Raw genomic sequence first — 15,609 nt, forward strand, 5'->3', positions numbered from 1 at the left:
GTCCTCCATCCCCAACGCCCTCGCCGCCCTGCTGCTCCACGTCCGCGACACCACGGGCTGCCTTCCGCACATCTACTTCGAGTGGACCGAGGGCAATCCGTTCGCCAACTTCCTGCGGTTCTTCCTCTTCGGCCAGGGCGAGGTGGCCCCGGTGACCCGGGAGGTGCTGCGCGAGGCGGAACCCGACCGCAGGCGCCGGCCACGCGTCCACGTCGGCTGACCACCCGCCCGAGGAGCCGACTCGCCCGACGATCTGCCGGACGACGTGCCCTGCCGGACGACGCCCCCGCCCTACCCGAGGACGACCCGCCGCTACCCGACGACGACTCCGCCGCTACCCGACGACGACCCGCCCGGGCGCGGGTACGGCCGCGGATACCAGGTCACTCGCCGGTGTGCGCGGCTCCTCCGCCGATCGTGAACCCGATCACCGATCCCCCGCCCTCGCGCCGGGAGGCGAACGGCGCTCCCCCGTGCGACGTCGCCACGTCCCGCACGATCGCCAGGCCGAGACCGGAGCCGGGCAGGCTCCTGGCATCCGCGGCCCGGTAGAAGCGGTCGAAGACGCGCATGAGGTCGCCCTCCTCGATGCCGGGTCCGCGATCGAGGACCTCGACGCGCACGCTGCCCAGCGGCGGCCCGGTGTCCGGCTCGTCGGAGTCCGCCAGCTGGGGCGGGTGCACCGGACCCATGACGGCGATCTCGATCGGCGCCTTGCCGTCCCGGTCGAACTTGGCCGCGTTCTCCACGAGGTTGGAAAACGCCCGCTGCAACGCCGTGGCGCGGCCGTCGACCGTGGTGTCACCCGTGGTGCGCACCACGACCTGCCGGCCCGTGCGCCGCCGGGCGATCGTCGCCGCGTCCTCGGCGATGTCCGCGAGGATCAGCCGCTGCACCGGTTCCGTGTCCGACTGGCCGGCCGCCAGGTCGACCAGCTCGTTCACCAGGTCGGTCAGCTCGCGGGACTCCTGGGCCAGGTCGGCGACCAGTTCCTCACGGGCGGCGGCCGGCAGCTCGTCGATACGGCGCAGCAGCGAGATGTTGGTCCGCAGGGACGTCAGCGGCGTGCGCAGCTCATGACCCGCGTCCTGCACCAGACGCCGCTGGTCCTCCTCCGACTGGGCGAGCCGCCCGAGCATACGGTCGAACGAGCGGCCTAGACGGGCCACCTCGTCGTTCCCGGTGACCGGGACCTGGACGCCGAGCCGCCGGGTGCGCGCCACGCCCTCGGCGGCACCGGCGAGCCGTACCAGCCGCCCGGTGATCCGCCGCGCCAGCCACCAGCCGAACAGTCCAGCCGCGATCACCACCGCTCCCATCAGCAGGGCGGTGCGCTGCTGAAGGCTGCGCAGCAGGTCCTCGGTGCTGCTGAGCTCCTGGGCGACCTGCACCGCGCCCTGGCCTCTGCCGAGCGCCACGGTCGCGACGCGGTAGACGTCGCCGCCGACGCTGACGTTCGTGTGCTCGACCCGCTTGCCCGCGGTGGCGTTCTCGGCGATCCGCCGGTCGTCGCCGCCGACGGGCAGCGGCGGGTTGGAGTGGTCGACGACCGAACCGCCGGGCCCGAGCACCTGCACCACCGTGCGACTGGGCCGGATGATGTCGTCGCGCGCGGTGTCGTTGTCCTTGTCGGAGACGGCGAAGTCGCCCGGCATCAGCTGCTTCTGACTGACCTGGTCCCGCAGATCGGCCACGACCTGCGCGAACACCGTCTGCTGATCAACCCGCACCAGCCGGGCGGCGGCGTCGTAGCTGAGGAAGCCGACCAGGACGGTGACGCCGGCGGCCACGGCCGCGAACGACAGGGTGAAGGTGGTCCGCAGCGACGACATCCGGCGCAGCCGGGACCGCAGCCGCAGCCGCCGGCGCAGTCCGACCGGCAGCCGCCGCCACAGGCGCATGCCCCTCCCGGCGCCGTCCTCGGCGCGCGGGTCCGGTGGTGGAGGCACTAGTCCTCCCTCAGTACATACCCCACGCCGCGCACCGTGTGGATGAGGGCCGGTGCCCCCGGCTCGTCGAGCTTGCGCCGCAGATAGCCCACGTAGACGGCGAGGTTCTTGGAGCCGGGGCCGAAGTCGTAGCCCCAGATACGGTCGTAGATGGTGGCGTGGTCCAGGACGATGCCGGCGTTGCGGGCCAGCAGTTCCAGCAGGTCGAACTCGGTCCGGGTGAGTTCCAGCTCCCGCTCGCCGCGCCAGGCGCGACGGGCCTGCACATCCATGCGCAGCCCGGCGACGGAGACCTGGCCGGGGGGAACCTTCTCCTCCTCCTTGGGAGCCTCGAAGGCGGAGCCGTTGGTGCGGCGCAGCAGGGCGCGCAGCCGGGCGAAGACTTCCTCGACGTCGAACGGCTTGACGACGTAGTCGTCGGCGCCCGCGTCCAGTCCCGCGATCCGGTCGGCGGTCTCCACCAGGGCGGTGAGCATCAGGATCGGGGTGCGGTCGCCCTCGGCACGCAGCACCCGGCACACCTGGAGACCGTCGATGCCGGGCATCATCACATCGAGGACAAGCACGTCGGGCTGGGTGCGATGGGCCTGGGCGATGGCCTCGACCCCGTCGGCCACGGCGGTCACCTTGTAACCCTCCAGCGTCAGCGCGCGTTCCAGGGCATGACGGATGGCGCGGTCGTCCTCGGCGAGCAGCACTGTCTGGGTCACCCCACCAGTCTGCCAAGGCCAGCGCGTTGCACCACCGGCTGGACGGTGCCACGGGCGGGCTTCTTACCCGCCTCTCACCGCTGTGGGCGTGGCGGTTTACCCGGCCTGGCCGGCGCGCGGATTACGGCACGTACATCGCGTACGTCACGTCGGTCCCGCGAGGGTTCACAGGCGGCCGGGCCGCAGCCCGGCCGCCCCTGGACGGCTAACCCCGCAGCGCGGCCAGCTGCTCCTCGAACGGGATCACCCGGAACCCGGAGTCGGCGGCCTTGGCCCCGGAACCGGCGGCCACGGACCGGGCGGGCTCGGGCACGGCCCCGACCGGCAGCGCCACCGAACCGGCGGCCCCCGCCACCGAGCCCCCCGGCTGCCGTGGCGCCCCCGCGCTCATCAGCAGCGCCAGTTCGCCCGCGGCGCGTTCGATCCGCTCGGGCAGGCCCTCCGCGCCCCAGTCCTCCGAGGCCGCGTAGACGCCGGTCGGGGCGACCACGGCCCGCAGGTAGGAGAAGAGCGGGCGCAGGGCGTGGTCCAGCACCAGCGAGTGCCGGGCGCTGCCGCCGGTCGCCGCGATCAGGACCGGCTTGCCCTCCAGCGCGTCCTTGTCGAGCACGTCGAAGAACGACTTGAACAGCCCGCTGTACGACGCGGAGAACACCGGCGTGACCACGACCAGCCCGTCGGCCTCGGTCACCGCCTCCAGGGCGGCGGCCAGCGCACGCCCCGGGAAGCCGTTGGTGAAGTTGTGCGCGATCTCCACGGCGAGGGTGCGCAGCTCGACCACCTGGACGTCGACGGGAGCCTGCCGCTCCACGGCCGCGGCCAGCCGGTCGGCCAGCAGCCGCGTGGAGGACGGGACGCTCAGCCCCGCCGAGACCACGACGAGTTTCATGCGGCGCTCGCCCCTTCCCCGGCCGTCGGCTCCTGCGCGGCGGCGAGCAGCGACCGGTGGGTCGGCGCTTGTGGCGTGGTGGCCGGACGGCCCTTCGCGAACTCCTCGCGAAGCACCGGCACGACCTGCTCGCCGAGCATGTCGATCTGCTCGAGCACGGTCTTCAGCGGGAGTCCGGCGTGGTCCATCAGGAACAGCTGGCGCTGGTAGTCACCGGCGTACTCGCGGAAGCCCAGCGTCTTCTCGATCACCTGCTGCGGCGAGCCGACGGTGAGCGGGGTCTGGTCGGTGAAGTCCTCCAGGGACGGGCCGTGTCCGTAGACGGGTGCGTTGTCGAAGTACGGCCGGAACTCGCGCACCGCGTCCTGGGAGTTCTTCCGCATGAACACCTGTCCGCCCAGACCGACGATCGCCTGCTCCGGGGTGCCGTGGCCGTAGTGGGCGTACCGCGTCCGGTAGAACTCGACCATCCGCTTGGTGTGGTCGGCCGGCCAGAAGATGTTGTTGTGGAAGAAGCCGTCGCCGTAGTACGCGGCCTGCTCGGCGATCTCGGGCGACCGGATCGAGCCGTGCCAGACGAACGGCGGGACCCCGTCCATCGGGCGCGGGGTGGAGGTGAAGCCCTGGAGCGGCGTACGGAACTTGCCCTCCCAGTTCACCACGTCCTCGCGCCACAGCCGGTGCAGCAGGGCGTAGTTCTCGATGGCGAGGTCGATGCCCTGGCGGATGTCCTGACCGAACCAGGGATAGACCGGGCCGGTGTTGCCGCGCCCCATCATCAGGTCCACCCGGCCGTCCGCGAGGTGCTGGAGCATCGCGTAGTCCTCGGCGATCTTCACCGGGTCGTTGGTGGTGATGAGGGTGGTGGAGGTGGAGAGGATCAGCTTCTCCGTCTTGGCGGCCACGTAGCCGAGCATCGTGGTCGGCGACGACGGCACGAACGGCGGATTGTGGTGCTCGCCGGTCGCGAAGACGTCCAGGCCGACCTCCTCGGCCTTGAGCGCGATCGCGACCATGGCCTTGATCCGCTCGCGTTCGGTCGGGGTACGGCCCGTGGTCGGGTCCGGGGTGACGTCGCCGACGCTGAAGATCCCGAACTGCATGCTCGCTCACACCCTCCAGGTGGTTTACGTTTCAACTACACCTCCGAACGACACCGCCTCTCCAGGTATTCCGGATCCCCTCACCCGGTGGCCGGACGCCCTCAGAAGGCGTACCGGTCCCCCGTCCCCAGGACCAGCACCTGCTGGGTGGCCGGGTTGCGGTCCGCCGCGCCGCCGCCCCCCAGGGAGTCGATCTCCACTCGCACCTCGTCGGTCGACGTGTCGGCGAGACGCACCCGCAGATGAATCTCCCTGCCCCGGCCCATCGGGACGATCGCCCCCGTGCGGCACAGCACCGTGCTCGCGTCGAACCGCGCACAGGCTCCCGGCAACACCTGCTGGTCCGACAGCCGCTTGGACCAGCGCAGCCGCACGGTGGCGCCCTTGACGCCGGACGGTGAGTGGTTCCACGGGGTGAGCCGGACGTTCACCTCACCCCGGCCCATGGTCACGTACCCGTGATAGGTGAGACCGGGCTCGGCGCCCAGAGCCACGGCCGGCAGGCCCCCACCCACCACGACGGCCGCACCCAGCGCGCCGGCAATCCACTTCCTCATCGTCACTTTCCTCCATATCGGCCCGCGCATCACCGCATGTATCCCACGTGTGCGTTGCGTAAGGCACCGCCGGGCAGGTGACCCGCCCGCCAGGACATGGCGGCGGCCGATGAAGACCGGGGAAGGCCCCCGTGCGAAGGTGGCCGCATGCTGGTGCTCCGCTCCGCCGCCCTCTTCGTCGTCGCCGCGCTCTTCGAGATCGGCGGGGCCTGGCTCGTCTGGCAGGGCCTGCGCGAACACCGCGGCTGGCTGTGGATCGGCGCGGGCGTCATGGCGCTCGGCGTCTACGGCTTCGTCGCCACCTTCCAGCCGGACGCACACTTCGGCCGTGTCCTCGCCGCGTACGGCGGCGTCTTCGTGGCCGGCTCCCTCGCCTGGGGCATGGTCGCGGACGGCTATCGCCCGGACCGCTGGGACGTCACCGGCGCGCTGATCTGCCTGGCCGGGATGGCCGTCATCATGTGGGCGCCCCGGGGACACTGACCACCCCGGGCGCTCGAGCCCACCGTCCGCCCCGCGACCTATCCTGGGCGCACGTCGCCCGCACCACCGAGTGCGGCACCACAGCTTCGAGTCCGCCGTCCGAGGAGCCTCGCCATGACCGCCGCAGCACCCTCCGCCGTCTCCCGCATCGCCGTCGTCACGGGCGCGAGCAGCGGCATCGGCGCCGCGACGGCCCGGCAGCTCGCCGCCGCCGGTTACCGGGTGGTCCTCACCGCCCGCCGCAAGGACCGTATCGAGGCGCTCGCGGAGGAACTGACCGCGGCGGGCCACTCGGCGACGGCGTATGCGCTGGACGTCACGGACCGGGCGGCGGTCGACGAGTTCGCCACGGCTTTCCGGACCATCGGCGTCCTGGTGAACAACGCGGGCGGCGCGCTCGGCGCCGACCCGGTCGCCACCGGCGACCCCGAGGACTGGCGCCGGATGTACGAGACGAACGTGCTCGGCACCCTGAACATCACCCAGGCCCTGCTCCCCGCGCTGACGGCGAGCGGCGACGGCACCGTGGTGGTCGTCTCCTCCACCGCCGGCCACGGCACCTACGAGGGCGGCGGGGGCTATGTCGCCGCCAAGCACGCCGAGCACGTCCTCGCCGAGACCCTCCGCCTGGAGATCGTCGGCACGCCGGTACGGGTGGTCGAGATCGCCCCCGGCATGGTGAAGACGGAGGAGTTCGCGCTGACCCGCTTCGGCGGCGACACGGCGAAGGCGGCGAAGGTGTACGAGGGCGTCGCCGAACCCCTGACGGCGGACGACGTGGCCGACGCGATCACCTGGGCGGTCACCCGCCCCAGCCACGTCAACGTCGACCTCCTGGTGGTCCGGCCCCGGGCCCAGGCGTCCAACACCAAGGTCCACCGGGACCTGTGATGAGCGACCCGGACCGCACCGCGGAACAGGACCGCCTGTCCCTGGAGAAGAAGCGCGAACGCTACGTCTGGTACTACCTGGCGTACTTCCTCTTCGGCATCCACATCGTGGCGTTCGTGATGATCTACGCGGTGAAGCACGCCAAGTGAGCCCGGCGCACGGCCGGGCCCGTCGTGTCAGCCCTTCACGCAGACGATCTGCTTCAGCTTCGCCACGACCTCCACGAGGTCGCTCTGCTGCTCGATGACCTGCTCGATGGGCTTGTAGGCGCCCGGGATCTCGTCCACGACACCGAAGTCCTTGCGGCACTCCACACCGCGTGTCTGCTCCTCCAGGTCCTTCGACGTGAAGCGACGCTTCGCCGCGTTGCGGCTCATGCGCCGGCCCGCGCCGTGCGACGCCGAGTTGAAGGACTTCTCGTTGCCGAGCCCCTTCACGATGTACGAACCGGTGCCCATGGAACCCGGGATGATGCCGTACTCCCCGGCCCTGGCGCTGATCGCACCCTTGCGCGTGACGAGCAGGTCCACGCCCCCGTACCGCTCCTCGCTCACATAGTTGTGATGGCACGAGATCTCGGGCTCGAAGGTCGGCTTGGCCTTCTTGAACTCCTTACGGATCACGTCCTTCAGGAGCGCCATCATCAGCGTCCGGTTGTACTGTGCGTACTCCTGCGCCCAGTACAGGTCATTGCGGTATGCCCCCATCTGGGGGGTGTCCGCGACGAAGACCGCCAGGTCGCGGTCGATCAGACCCTGGTTGTGCGGAAGCCCCTGAGCCACACCGATGTGGTGTTCGGCCAGCTCCTTGCCGATGTTCCGGGAACCGGAGTGGAGCATCAGCCAGATCGATCCGTCGCCATCCAGACAGACTTCGACAAAATGGTTCCCGGATCCAAGCGTTCCCATCTGCTTTTCGGCGCGATCGTGACGGAACCTGACCGCCTCGGCCACCCCGTCGAACCGCCCCCAGAAGTCGTCCCACCCCGCGGTGGCCACCCCGTGGAAGCGGCCCGGGTCGACGGGGTCCTCGTGCATGCCCCGGCCGACCGGGATCGCCTGCTCGATCCTCGAGCGCAGGCGGGAGAGGTCGCCGGGGAGGTCGTTCGCCGTCAGGGACGTCCTGACCGCCGACATTCCGCAGCCGATGTCCACCCCGACCGCCGCCGGGCACACGGCGTCCCGCATCGCGATGACCGAGCCGACCGTCGCGCCCTTGCCGTAGTGGACGTCCGGCATCACCGCGAGGCCGCGGATCCACGGCAGCGTCGCCACATTCTGCAGCTGCTGCATCGCGGCGCCCTCGACCGTCCCCGGGTCCGTCCACATACGGATCGGAACCTGGGCGCCCGGCACCTCTACATACGACATAGCAGCCTCTTTCCCCCGAAAAAACACATAAGTCATTGATCGCAAAACCGGTGCCAAGGTCGACGTATAGGACAACGGACCGGCGTTCACGGCAGTGCGTGCGATACACATTGTCTCCGGGTAGCCGCCCCCGGCGGCAACCGATTAAGCCGCGGGCTCCCATGCCCGCCGAACCGTCGAGAGGGGCCTCACCGTGCAGCGGAAGGCGTATGTACCGGGCGCCGCCGTGCTCCTCGCGGCACTGCTGACCGCCTGCACCTCGGGCTCCGGGAGCGGTGGCGCGGCGGAGGACTCCAAGGCCGGCGACCCCACCGCGAGCGCCGCCACCGCCGAGCCCGGCAAGTACCGGACTCTCTCCGACGCCTGCGGCGCGGTGAACCACGGCTCCCTCGACTCGCTCCTTCCGGGCATCCAGCAGATAACGGACCAGACCCAGCGCGACGCCACCTACCAGGGCGATGCCGCGCTGACGTACAACAACGACCGTCGCTCCGGCTGCCGCTGGAAGGCGGAGTCGGCCGCTGCCACGGACCATCTGTTCGTCGACTTCGAGCGGGTGGTGTCGTACGACAACACGGTCAGCGACGACGACCGCGCCCATGAGGTCTACGCCTCCAAGGAGCAGGCCGCGGATCTGCCCGAGCCGGTTTCCGGTTCGGGTTCGGCGTCCGCCACCGGCTCCCCTTCCGCTTCCCGCTCTGCTTCTGGTTCCGTCTCTGCTTCCGGCTCCGGCTCCGCATCCGCTTCCGCGGGCGGCGGGAAGTCCGCAAACGCCGGCGCCGCCTCCTCGGCCTCCCCTTCCGCCTCCACGTCCGCCTCCGGCCCCGCGTCCGCCTCCGGAAGCCCGTCCGCCGACGGCGCCGAGGACGATCTCCAGCCCCGCACGCTCGACGATCTGGGCGACGAGGCGTTCCTCGACGACCAGCTGAGCACCTCCCAGCAGCGCACGGTGACTGTGGTGTTCCGCACGTCCAACGTGATCGTGACCATCCAGTACGACGAGCAGCCGGCCGCCGCCGGAAGCGCCCCGAGCAGCGAGGACATGCAGGACAAGGCCCGGAAACTGGCCCAGCAGCTGGCGGGTTCGCTCGACTGAGGCACCCCTGGTGTCCGCCTCCGCCGAGGAACCGAACCTCGCACCGCATGCGTCCCCACCGCGTACCGTGGCCCCTCGGACCCGATCCGACCGCACGATCCACGAGCGTCATGAGTGAAGGAACCATGCACCGACCTGCACAGCGAGACATGGGGGTACCTCCCACGCCGTATAGGCAGTGGGGGAGAGATCAGCACGATCAGGGCGTTCGGGGCGGCCGGTGGCCGGGCCGGCCGGGTGCGCGCCTGCGCCGCCTGCTCGTCTGCGCGGCGGCCGTTCCGGCGGTACTCGTCGCCGCCGGCTGTTCCTCGGACTCCGGTTCCGGCTCGGGCGGCGACGCCAAGCAGCAGGCGCAGAAGCAGCAGACCGCGGGTGCGCAGCCCTCGAAGAGCGCCTCGACGGACGCGGTGCGGCCGGCCGCGTACACGACGCTGCCGAAGCCGTGCGCCGTCCTGTCCGGGAAGACCCTGGGCGATCTGGTGCCGAAGGGGGCCAAGTCCGGCAAGCAGGGCGCCTCGGACGACACGGGGACGCGTTCCAGCTGCTCGTGGAGCAGCCTCCAGAACAACGGTGTCAAGGGCTCCCAGTTCCGCTGGCTGAACGTCTCCCTGCTGCGCTTCGAGTCGGACGCCGCGCGCGGTGACGGCGACAAGCTCGCACAGGAGTACTTCGGCAGGCAGGTGCGGGACGCGCAGTCCGTGGAGGGCGCGAAGAACACGGCGTCGCAACCGGTCTCCGGGGTGGGCGACCAGGCCACGGCGGTGCGTTACGACCTGAAGAAGAAGGAAGGCGCCTTCAAGCAGGAGACGGTCGTGGTGCGGGCGGAAAACGTCGTCATCACCCTCGACTACAACGGCGCCGGTCTGGCCGGTGAGAAGACGCCGGACGCGGACGACCTGGCGAAGGCGGCGGAGAAGGCCGTCAAGGAGGCGGTGGCCTCGGTCGCCGCGGCGAACCGCGGCGCCGGGGCGGGCTCGTCTCCGGCGCAGGGGGCGTCGGGGAGTGCCTCCCCGTCGAAGTCGGCTTCCCCGTCCAAGGGCGCGTCCGCGAGTCCGTCGAAGAAGGCGTCCCCGTCCGCGTCGGCCTCGAAGAAGAGCTGACCCGGCCGGGGTTCGACTCCGCGCTCCACCAGGGAAGTTGCCGGAGCCCGGTCCCGTGCGGACCGGGCTCCGGCACACCGGCCACGCGTGCGCCGCACACATGTGCCACCCTGTTGCGCGCAACAACACGCAACGGGAGGGGAGTACAGGTGGCCGCGCCACTGCAGCTGACACGGATGCACCGGATTCTCATCGGCGTGGTCGTCACCGGTGCCGTCATCATCGCCGGAATCGGCTTTGCGGGCTCGTACGCGGCCGTCCGTGAGCTGGCCATCAAGAAGGGTTTCGGGAACTTCAGTTATGTCTTCCCGATCGGCATCGACGCGGGCATCTGCGTCCTGCTGGCCCTGGACCTGCTGCTGACCTGGATCCGCATTCCCTTCCCGCTGCTGCGTCAGACGGCGTGGCTGCTGACGGCGGCGACGATCGCGTTCAACGGTGCGGCGGCCTGGCCGGACCCGCTGGGCGTGGGCATGCACGCGGTGATCCCGGTGCTGTTCGTGGTCGCGGTCGAGGCGGCGCGCCACGCGATCGGCCGGATCGCGGACATCACGGCGGACAAGCACATGGAGGGCGTCCGGCTGACCCGCTGGCTGCTGTCGCCCGTTCCCACGTTCCTGCTGTGGCGCCGGATGAAGCTGTGGGAGCTGCGCTCCTACGACCAGGTGATCAAGCTGGAGCAGGAACGTCTCGTCTACCAGGCCCGCCTGCGCTCCCGCTTCGGCCGCGCCTGGCGCCGCAAGGCCCCGGTGGAGTCGCTGATGCCGCTGCGGCTCGCCCGCTACGGCGTACCGCTGATGGAGACGGCCGCGGCGGGTCTGGCGGCGGCGGGCATAGAACCGGCGCTGATACCGCCGGCCCCGCAGGCCGTGGCGGCCGGGGGCGGTGCTGCCGGTGGGGCGGCGGCCGTCCCGCAGAAGGCGGCGCCCGGCGGCGGACCGCGCCCCCAGCTGGGTGGCGGCCCGCAGGCGTCGGTGCCGGACCCCGAGCAGAGCCCGTGGTTCACCGCCCCGCCGCAGGTCGAGTACCACGGCGGCTACGACCCCTCGTTCGAACCGGAGCCTTCCTACGAGCCCGAGGAAGAGCACTGGCAGTGGTACGAGGAGCAGCAGCAGTACCAGGTCCAGGGCCCGGGGCAGCCGCAGCAGTTCCAGGCCGCGGTCCCGGGGCAGCCGCAGGAGCCCTCCGGGGAGGAGACCGGCAGCTTCCCCATCCCCGTCACCGGCAACCGGACCCGTGAGCTGGGCGAGGGCGGCGGCGCGCCGGAGCCGGGCGAGGAGTCGTACTACCAGGTCTTCAAGCAGTCGATCAACGGCAGCTACCCGACCCCGCGCGAGTTCAGCGACAACGTCGAGGCCGAGTTCCGCATCAGCCTCCCCGCGGAGGAGGCCAAGCGCATGGTCAACCGGTTCACCAACCGCCACACCGCGGAACTGCAAGAGGACCACATCGCATGACCGCGTGAAGCGAGAAGCGAGAAGCGAACCGCGTGAAGCAGCCGCGCGAAGCGGACCGCGTGAAGCACACCACGTAGCGCAAGAGGCCCCCGTACGCGAAGAACGTACGGGGGCCTCTTGCCGGGTTCACTCCCCGAGCAGCTTACGGACCCGGTCCTGCCCCACCGCGAGCAGCAGCGTGGGCAGCCGCGGGCCGGTGTCACGGCCGACGAGCAGGTGGTAGAGCAGCGCGAAGAACGACCGCTGGGCGGTCTTGATCTCCGGGGGCAGCTCCTTGGGGGTCGCGTCGGCGGAGAACCCGGCCTGGACCTTGGGCACGCCGTACACGTGGTGGGTGAGCCCGTCCAGCGACCAGTGTTCCTCGAGGCCGTCGAGCAGCAGCCGCAGCGACTGCTGTGCCTGCTCGTCGAGGGACTTGAGCAGCTCGACGTCCGGTTCGTCGCGGACGATGGTGCGCTGGTCCGCCGGGACCTGGGTGTTGATCCAGGACTCGGCCCGGTCGTACCGCGGCCGGACCTCGTCGAGGGAGCCGAGCGGGTTGGCCGGGTCGAGGTCGGACAGGATCCGCAGTGCCTGGTCCTGGTGGCCGGCGGTGATGTCGGCGACGGAGGCGAGGGTGCGGTAGGGCAGCGGGCGCGGGGTGCGCGGCAGCTCACGGGCGGCGGTACCGACGGCCCGGGTGTACGCGGCCACATCCCCGGGCAGCGCCGACCCGTCGGCGACCTTGCCCGCCAGCTTGTCCCACTCGTCGTAGAGCCGCTGGATCTCCTGGTCGAAGGCGATCTTGAAGGACTGGTTGGGCCTGCGGCGGGCGTAGAGCCAGCGCAGCAGCTGGGGCTCCATGATCTGGAGGGCGTCGGCCGGGGTCGGGACCCCGCCCTTGCTGCTGGACATCTTGGCCATGCCGCTGATGCCGACGAAGGCGTACATCGGGCCGATGGGCTGCTTGCCGCCGAAGATCCCGACGATCTGCCCGCCGACCTGGAAGCTGGAGCCCGGGGAGGAGTGGTCGACGCCGGAGGGCTCGAAGACGACGCCCTCGTAGGCCCAGCGCATGGGCCAGTCGACCTTCCAGACCAGCTTGCCGCGGTTGAACTCGGAAAGCCGCACCGTCTCGGAGAAGCCGCACGCCGAGCACGAGTACGTCATCTCGGTGGTGTCGTCGTCGTACGCGGTGACGGTGGTGAAGTCCTTGCCGCACTGACCGCAGTAGGGCTTGTACGGGAAGTACCCGGCGGAGCCGGAACTGCCGTCGTCCTCGGCGGCGGCGCCGGAGCCCTCCTCGGCCTCCAGCTCGGCCTCGTCGACGGGCTTCTGCTGCTTCTTCCCGGCGGCCTTCGGCTTGGTCCGGTACTGCGCGAGAACGGCGTCGATCTCTCCGCGGTGCTTCATCGCGAAGAGGACCTGCTCGCGGTAGACGCCGGAGGTGTACTGCTCCGTCTGGCTGATGCCGTCGTACTCGACGCCCAGCTCCGCCAGCGACTCGACCATCGCGGCCTTGAAGTGCTCCGCCCAGCTCGGGTACGGGGAGCCCTTCGGGGCGGGTACGGAGGTCAGCGGCTTGCCGATGTGCTCGGCCCAGGACTCGTCGACGCCCGACACACCGAAGGGGACCTTGCGGTATCGGTCGTAGTCGTCCCAGGACAGCACGTGGCGCACCGTGTACCCGCGCCGCCGGATCTCGTCGGCGACGAGGTGGGGCGTCATGACCTCCCGCAGGTTGCCCAGGTGGATGGGCCCGGAGGGGGAGAGCCCGGACGCGACGACGACCGGTTTGCCCGGGGCCCGGCGCTCCGACTCCTCGATGACCTCATCCGCGAAACGGGAGACCCAGTCGGTGGTCTCGGTGCTCTGAGCCACGATCGGCACGTCCTCTTTTTTTTCCGGAGTTCCTCAGGACCAGCTGCACGGTCACACAGCTGTCCGATCCATTGTCCCTGCCGGGACCGCATCCACGAAAACCGCTTTTCAAGCTCTTACCTGCGCGTCGCCGCACGCGCGGCACGGCCGGTGCTCGCACCCGCACGACCGCATACGGAAAAACCGCTTTACCCCCCATGGGATACTGGCCACATCTATCCGTACGCACGAGGAGAACGGCACCCACCCCATGGCCTCGGTCACGTCCCTCACCGCCTCCGTCCACCAGCACCTCGCCAACGCCCTCTCGGCCACCCTGCCGGAGGCCGGCGCGGACCCGCTGCTGCGACGAAGCGACCGGGCGGACTACCAGGCCAACGGGATCCTGGCGCTGGCGAAGAAGGCGAAGGCGAACCCGCGGGAGCTGGCGACCCAGGTCGTCTCCCATGTCGTCACCGGTGAGGTGATCAAGGACATCGAGGTCTCCGGGCCCGGCTTCCTCAACATCACGGTCACCGACAAGGCGATCACCGGGAACCTCGCCGCGCGCGCCGCCGACCCCGAGGGCCGCCTCGGTGTGCCGTTCGCGGAGAAGCCGGGCACCACGGTCATCGACTACGCCCAGCCGAACGTGGCGAAGGAGATGCACGTCGGCCATCTGCGCTCCGCGGTGATCGGCGACTCCGTGGTCAAGCTGCTGGAGTTCACCGGTGAGACGGTGATCCGCCGCCACCACATCGGCGACTGGGGCACCCAGTTCGGCATGCTCATCCAGTACCTGGACGAGCACCCGCACGAGCTGGACCACAAGGCCGCCGAGGTCACCGGCGAGGAGGCCATGTCGAACCTCGACCGCCTCTACAAGGCAGCGCGCAAGCTCTTCGACTCCGACGAGGAGTTCAAGACGCGTGCCCGCCGCCGGGTGGTCGACCTCCAGGCCGGCGACCCGCGCACGCTTCAGATGTGGCAGAAGTTCGTCGACGAGTCGAAGATCTACTTCTTCTCCGTCTTCGAGAAGCTCGACATGGAGATCCGGGACCCCGACATCGTCGGCGAGTCCGGCTACAACGACATGCTCGAGGAGACCTGCCGCCTCCTGGAGGAGTCCGGCGTGGCGGTCCGCTCCGAGGGCGCGCTCTGCGTGTTCTTCGACGACGTCAAGGGCCCGGACGGCAACCCGGTCCCGCTGATCGTCCAGAAGTCCGACGGCGGCTACGGCTACGCGGCGACGGACCTCTCCGCGATCCGCGACCGCGTCTTCAACCTCAAGGCGAACTCGATCATCTACGTCGTGGACGCCCGCCAGTCGCTGCACTTCAAGATGGTCTTCGAGACCGCGCGGCGGGCCGGCTGGCTGAACGACGACGTGACGGCGTACCAGCTCGCCTTCGGCACGGTCCTCGGCAAGGACGGCAAGCCGTTCAAGACCCGTGAGGGCGAGACGATCCGGCTGGTCGACCTCCTGGACGAGGCGATCGACCGCGCCTCCGCCGTCGTACGGGAGAAGGCGCAGGACCTGTCCGAGGAGGAGATCGCCGAACGCGGCGCCCAGGTGGGCATCGGCGCGGTGAAGTACGCGGACCTGTCGACGTCGGCGAACCGCGACTACAAGTTCGACCTGGACCAGATGGTGTCGCTGAACGGCGACACGTCGGTGTACCTCCAGTACGCGTACGCCCGTATCCAGTCGATCCTGCGCAAGGCCGGCGAGGTACGCCCGGCCGCGCACCCGGAGCTGGCCCTGGCGGACGCGGAGCGGGCGCTCGGTCTGCACGTGGACCAGTTCGCGGAGACGGTCGCGGAGGCGGCGGCGGAGTACGCCCCGCACAAGCTGGCCGCGTACCTCTACCAGCTGGCGTCGCTCTTCACGTCGTTCTACGACAAGTGCCCGGTGATCAAGCCGGCGCCGCCGAAGGACGTCGCGGAGAACCGCCTGTTCCTGTCCGAGGTCACGGCCCGCACGCTGCACGAGGGCATGGCCCTGCTGGGCATCAGGACGCCTGAGCGGCTCTGAGCTCCCTGCGTGACGCGGCCCCGCCGGACCTTCCCGACGCTGTTGGTTAATTCGGGGCCGGGCACTTCGCCCCGCTGGCCGCTTCTTGGTCGGCGGGGCGAAGTGCTGCGAAGTGGCTGATGCGGGTGCG

14 protein-coding genes and 1 pseudogene are annotated in these 15,609 nt (G+C 70.5%); 8 read left to right on the top strand and 7 right to left on the bottom strand.

Annotated features, from left to right (window positions below; translation table 11 throughout):
• Positions 1 to 220: pseudogene (locus ABZ876_RS38745) on the top strand (amino acid transporter); the annotation flags it as partial.
• A gap of 163 nt (positions 221 to 383) precedes the next feature.
• Here ABZ876_RS38745 and ABZ876_RS38750 read toward each other — a convergent pair.
• The 5 genes from ABZ876_RS38750 to ABZ876_RS38770 all read right to left on the bottom strand — a co-directional run bounded on the left by ABZ876_RS38750 (position 384) and on the right by ABZ876_RS38770 (position 5,208).
• Complete coding sequence (locus ABZ876_RS38750) at positions 384 to 1,832, bottom strand: HAMP domain-containing sensor histidine kinase (RefSeq protein ID WP_361791068.1); 1,449 nt, start codon at positions 1,830 to 1,832, stop codon at positions 384 to 386.
• A gap of 116 nt (positions 1,833 to 1,948) precedes the next feature.
• Positions 1,949 to 2,659, bottom strand: a complete 711-nt coding sequence (locus ABZ876_RS38755) for a response regulator transcription factor (protein ID WP_361791032.1) — start codon at positions 2,657 to 2,659, stop codon at positions 1,949 to 1,951.
• A 205-nt stretch (positions 2,660 to 2,864) separates the two neighbouring features.
• The gene (locus tag ABZ876_RS38760) at positions 2,865 to 3,548 is read right to left on the bottom strand and encodes an FMN reductase (RefSeq protein ID WP_361791035.1); all 684 of its coding nucleotides are present in this window, start codon (positions 3,546 to 3,548) and stop codon (positions 2,865 to 2,867) included.
• A complete protein-coding gene (locus ABZ876_RS38765; protein WP_361791038.1) occupies positions 3,545 to 4,651 on the bottom strand; it encodes an LLM class flavin-dependent oxidoreductase in 1,107 nt (368 codons plus the stop codon). Before ABZ876_RS38765 ends, ABZ876_RS38760 begins: the two co-directional genes overlap by 4 nt.
• A 101-nt stretch (positions 4,652 to 4,752) precedes the next feature.
• Positions 4,753 to 5,208, bottom strand: coding sequence for a hypothetical protein (locus tag ABZ876_RS38770; RefSeq protein WP_361791041.1), 456 nt, complete (start codon positions 5,206 to 5,208; stop codon positions 4,753 to 4,755).
• A 147-nt stretch (positions 5,209 to 5,355) separates the two neighbouring features.
• On the opposite strand from ABZ876_RS38770, the gene ABZ876_RS38775 reads away from it, so the two are divergent.
• The 3 genes from ABZ876_RS38775 (at position 5,356) to ABZ876_RS38785 (ending at position 6,731) form a co-directional block, all read left to right on the top strand.
• Complete coding sequence (locus tag ABZ876_RS38775) at positions 5,356 to 5,691, top strand: YnfA family protein (protein ID WP_361791044.1); 336 nt, start codon at positions 5,356 to 5,358, stop codon at positions 5,689 to 5,691.
• A 114-nt stretch (positions 5,692 to 5,805) separates the two neighbouring features.
• Positions 5,806 to 6,582 (top strand): SDR family NAD(P)-dependent oxidoreductase, encoded by a 777-nt coding sequence (locus ABZ876_RS38780; RefSeq protein ID WP_361791047.1) that lies wholly within the window; start codon positions 5,806 to 5,808, stop codon positions 6,580 to 6,582.
• On the top strand, positions 6,582 to 6,731 hold the full coding sequence (locus tag ABZ876_RS38785; protein ID WP_361791050.1) for a hypothetical protein: 150 nt from the start codon (positions 6,582 to 6,584) through the stop codon (positions 6,729 to 6,731). The genes ABZ876_RS38780 and ABZ876_RS38785 overlap by 1 nt, the downstream gene beginning before the upstream one ends.
• A 27-nt stretch (positions 6,732 to 6,758) precedes the next feature.
• On the opposite strand, the gene ABZ876_RS38790 is transcribed toward ABZ876_RS38785, so the two are convergent.
• On the bottom strand, positions 6,759 to 7,952 hold the full coding sequence (locus ABZ876_RS38790) for an RtcB family protein (RefSeq protein WP_361791053.1): 1,194 nt from the start codon (positions 7,950 to 7,952) through the stop codon (positions 6,759 to 6,761).
• Positions 7,953 to 8,145: 193 nt separating this feature from the next.
• Between ABZ876_RS38790 and ABZ876_RS38795 the strand changes: the two genes are divergently transcribed.
• The 3 genes from ABZ876_RS38795 (at position 8,146) to ABZ876_RS38805 (ending at position 11,605) form a co-directional block, all read left to right on the top strand.
• Entirely contained in the window at positions 8,146 to 9,048 is a 903-nt protein-coding gene (locus tag ABZ876_RS38795) for a DUF3558 domain-containing protein (protein WP_361791056.1), read from the top strand.
• A gap of 110 nt (positions 9,049 to 9,158) precedes the next feature.
• Positions 9,159 to 10,148, top strand: a complete 990-nt coding sequence (locus ABZ876_RS38800) for a DUF3558 domain-containing protein (protein ID WP_361791059.1) — start codon at positions 9,159 to 9,161, stop codon at positions 10,146 to 10,148.
• 176 nt (positions 10,149 to 10,324) lie between these two features.
• Entirely contained in the window at positions 10,325 to 11,605 is a 1,281-nt protein-coding gene (locus ABZ876_RS38805) for a DUF2637 domain-containing protein (RefSeq protein ID WP_361791071.1), read from the top strand.
• A 126-nt stretch (positions 11,606 to 11,731) separates the two neighbouring features.
• On the opposite strand, the gene lysS is transcribed toward ABZ876_RS38805, so the two are convergent.
• Positions 11,732 to 13,474, bottom strand: coding sequence for a lysine--tRNA ligase (gene lysS, locus ABZ876_RS38810; RefSeq protein WP_361791062.1), 1,743 nt, complete (start codon positions 13,472 to 13,474; stop codon positions 11,732 to 11,734).
• A 241-nt stretch (positions 13,475 to 13,715) separates the two neighbouring features.
• Here lysS and argS point away from each other — a divergent pair, with 241 nt between their 5' ends.
• On the top strand, positions 13,716 to 15,479 hold the full coding sequence (gene argS / locus ABZ876_RS38815; RefSeq protein ID WP_361791065.1) for an arginine--tRNA ligase: 1,764 nt from the start codon (positions 13,716 to 13,718) through the stop codon (positions 15,477 to 15,479).
• Positions 15,480 to 15,609 lie beyond the last annotated feature (130 nt).

The sequence above is a fragment of the Streptomyces sp. NPDC046931 genome (assembly GCF_040644655.1).
Taxonomy (GTDB): domain Bacteria; phylum Actinomycetota; class Actinomycetes; order Streptomycetales; family Streptomycetaceae; genus Streptomyces.

What these genes read in the sequence shown, in the direction of transcription:
- ABZ876_RS38750 (WP_361791068.1), bottom strand. Translation starts at nt 1,832, where the DNA reads ATGTCGTCGCTGCGGACCACCTTCACCCTGTCGTTCGCGGCCGTGGCC.
- ABZ876_RS38805 (WP_361791071.1), top strand. Translation starts at nt 10,325, where the DNA reads ATGCACCGGATTCTCATCGGCGTGGTCGTCACCGGTGCCGTCATCATC.
- ABZ876_RS38780 (WP_361791047.1), top strand. Translation starts at nt 5,806, where the DNA reads ATGACCGCCGCAGCACCCTCCGCCGTCTCCCGCATCGCCGTCGTCACG.
- argS (WP_361791065.1), top strand. Translation starts at nt 13,716, where the DNA reads ATGGCCTCGGTCACGTCCCTCACCGCCTCCGTCCACCAGCACCTCGCC.
- ABZ876_RS38800 (WP_361791059.1), top strand. Translation starts at nt 9,159, where the DNA reads ATGAGTGAAGGAACCATGCACCGACCTGCACAGCGAGACATGGGGGTA.
- ABZ876_RS38765 (WP_361791038.1), bottom strand. Translation starts at nt 4,651, where the DNA reads ATGCAGTTCGGGATCTTCAGCGTCGGCGACGTCACCCCGGACCCGACC.
- ABZ876_RS38760 (WP_361791035.1), bottom strand. Translation starts at nt 3,548, where the DNA reads ATGAAACTCGTCGTGGTCTCGGCGGGGCTGAGCGTCCCGTCCTCCACG.
- ABZ876_RS38790 (WP_361791053.1), bottom strand. Translation starts at nt 7,952, where the DNA reads ATGTCGTATGTAGAGGTGCCGGGCGCCCAGGTTCCGATCCGTATGTGG.
- ABZ876_RS38770 (WP_361791041.1), bottom strand. Translation starts at nt 5,208, where the DNA reads ATGAGGAAGTGGATTGCCGGCGCGCTGGGTGCGGCCGTCGTGGTGGGT.
- ABZ876_RS38785 (WP_361791050.1), top strand. Translation starts at nt 6,582, where the DNA reads ATGAGCGACCCGGACCGCACCGCGGAACAGGACCGCCTGTCCCTGGAG.
- ABZ876_RS38775 (WP_361791044.1), top strand. Translation starts at nt 5,356, where the DNA reads ATGCTGGTGCTCCGCTCCGCCGCCCTCTTCGTCGTCGCCGCGCTCTTC.